The following is a 1,707-nucleotide window of genomic DNA, read 5'->3' as shown; positions in this document are numbered from 1 at the left end:
CGGAGCGCCCGCGCGCCGTGCGCGGTGCCGCCGTGCCCAAGGTCGCCAGCCGCGTCGCCGCCGCCAAGAGCAAGGCCGCCAGCGTGACGCCGAAGCCCGCCGCCAAGGCGGCCGCGGCGCCGAAGCCCAAGAAGGCGGCGGCGCCGAAGCCGGCGGAGACCAGGAAGCTGAAGGCGCCGAAGCGCCAGAAGCTGACGCCGCCGCAGATCGACCTGATCGTGCAGGCCGCCGTGCGCAGCCTGGAGGACGACAAGGCCGAGGATGTGGTGGTGCTGGACGTCGCCAGCCGCGCCGCCTTCGCCGACCGCATGATCGTCGCCACGGGCCTCGCCGACCGGCAGATCCAGGCGATGGCCGCGCATCTCGACAAGGTGCTGGCCGAGCACGGCATCCGCCGCATCCGCACCGAGACCTCGCCCGACTGGGTGCTGCTCGATGCCGGCGACCTGATCGTGCATCTCTTCAAGCCGGAGGCGCGCGCCAATTACCGGCTGGAGAAGATGTGGGGTCCGGACAGTCCGCCCGCCGGCGACGAGGCGGCGCTGCCGCCGGGCCTGGACCGCGCCGAGGATGGCCTGGACGAGGAGGAGGAGGATCTGGATGACGACCTGATCCTCTCGCCCGAGGACATGGTCAATGGCGGCAGCCACTCCCTCGACGAGGAGGACGAGGCGGAGGAGGACGAGGACACGGAGCGGCGGGGCTGAGCCGCGCGCCGCTCCTGGTCGCCATCGGCCGGCTGAAATCCGGGCCGGAGGCCGACCTCTTCGCCCAGCACAATGCCCGGCTGCGGCCGCCGCTCGCCCTGCGGGAACTCCCCGAGGCGCGCGGCTCCGCCGCTGAGGTGCGGCGGCGGGAGGGCGAGGCCATCCTCGCCGCCCTGCCGCCGGGCGCGCTGGTCATCGCCCTCGATCTCGGCGGCCACATGCCGGACAGCGAGGCGCTGGCCGGGCTGGTGGCGCGCTGGGAAGAGAGCGGGAAAACCCTCGCCTATGTCATCGGCGGGGCCGAGGGGCTGGACCCTTCGGTGCAGGCGCGGGCCGACCAGCGCCTGTCGCTCGGGCCGATGACCTGGCCGCATTTCCTGGTGCGCGGGCTGCTGGCCGAGCAGCTCTACCGCGCCCAGGCGATCCGCACCGGGCACCCCTATCACCGCGCCTGGCGGCCCTGAGGGGTGGGCCGGCAGGCGGCGATTTCCGGTCGCGGCCCAGCCGTGCTAGGGCGCCTGCCGTGACCGCACCGATCGTTCCATGTTCCGCAAGCTGATCCGCCACCCCCGGACCCAGGCCGCGCTGGCCCGGCTGCTCAGCGCCTATCTGGGCTTCTGCTACCGGACCTCGCGCTGGTCGATGGTCGGCGCGGAGAATATCGAACCGCACGCCATGGCCGGCAGGCCGGTGATCATCACCTTCTGGCACGAGCGCCTGCCGATGATGCCGATGCTGTGGACCGCCACCCGCCGGCTGTTCCCCGGCGCCGCCGAGTGGCAGCCGCATGTGCTGGTCTCGCAGCACCGCGATGGCCGCTTCATCGGCGAGGTGGTCTCGCGCTTCCGGCTGGTGATGGTGCATGGCTCGACCTCGCGCGGCGGCGCGGCCGGCATGCGCGGCCTGCTGCGCGTGCTGAAGGGTGGCAGCCCGGTGGCCATCACCCCGGACGGCCCGCGCGGCCCGCGCCGCCAGGCGGCCGAGGGCGTCGCGGTGATCT

At 73.8% G+C, this 1,707-nt stretch carries 3 protein-coding genes; all 3 read left to right on the top strand.

The features are described 5' to 3' along the window. On the top strand, window positions 1–707 hold a 707-nt coding region (gene rsfS, locus HMPREF0731_RS26525), incomplete at its 5' end, for a ribosome silencing factor (RefSeq protein WP_007006236.1). A 14-nt stretch (window positions 708–721) separates the two neighbouring features. After that, entirely contained in the window at window positions 722–1,171 is a 450-nt protein-coding gene (locus HMPREF0731_RS20930; RefSeq protein WP_040614317.1) for a 23S rRNA (pseudouridine(1915)-N(3))-methyltransferase RlmH, read from the top strand. 79 nt (window positions 1,172–1,250) lie between these two features. After that, window positions 1,251–1,707 (top strand): lysophospholipid acyltransferase family protein (locus tag HMPREF0731_RS20925; RefSeq protein WP_007006234.1); only part of this gene is annotated, 457 nt, incomplete at its 3' end.

Source organism: Pseudoroseomonas cervicalis ATCC 49957, from assembly GCF_000164635.1.
GTDB lineage: Bacteria > Pseudomonadota > Alphaproteobacteria > Acetobacterales > Acetobacteraceae > Pseudoroseomonas > Pseudoroseomonas cervicalis.
This window is presented reverse-complemented; position numbering and strand designations above follow the sequence as displayed.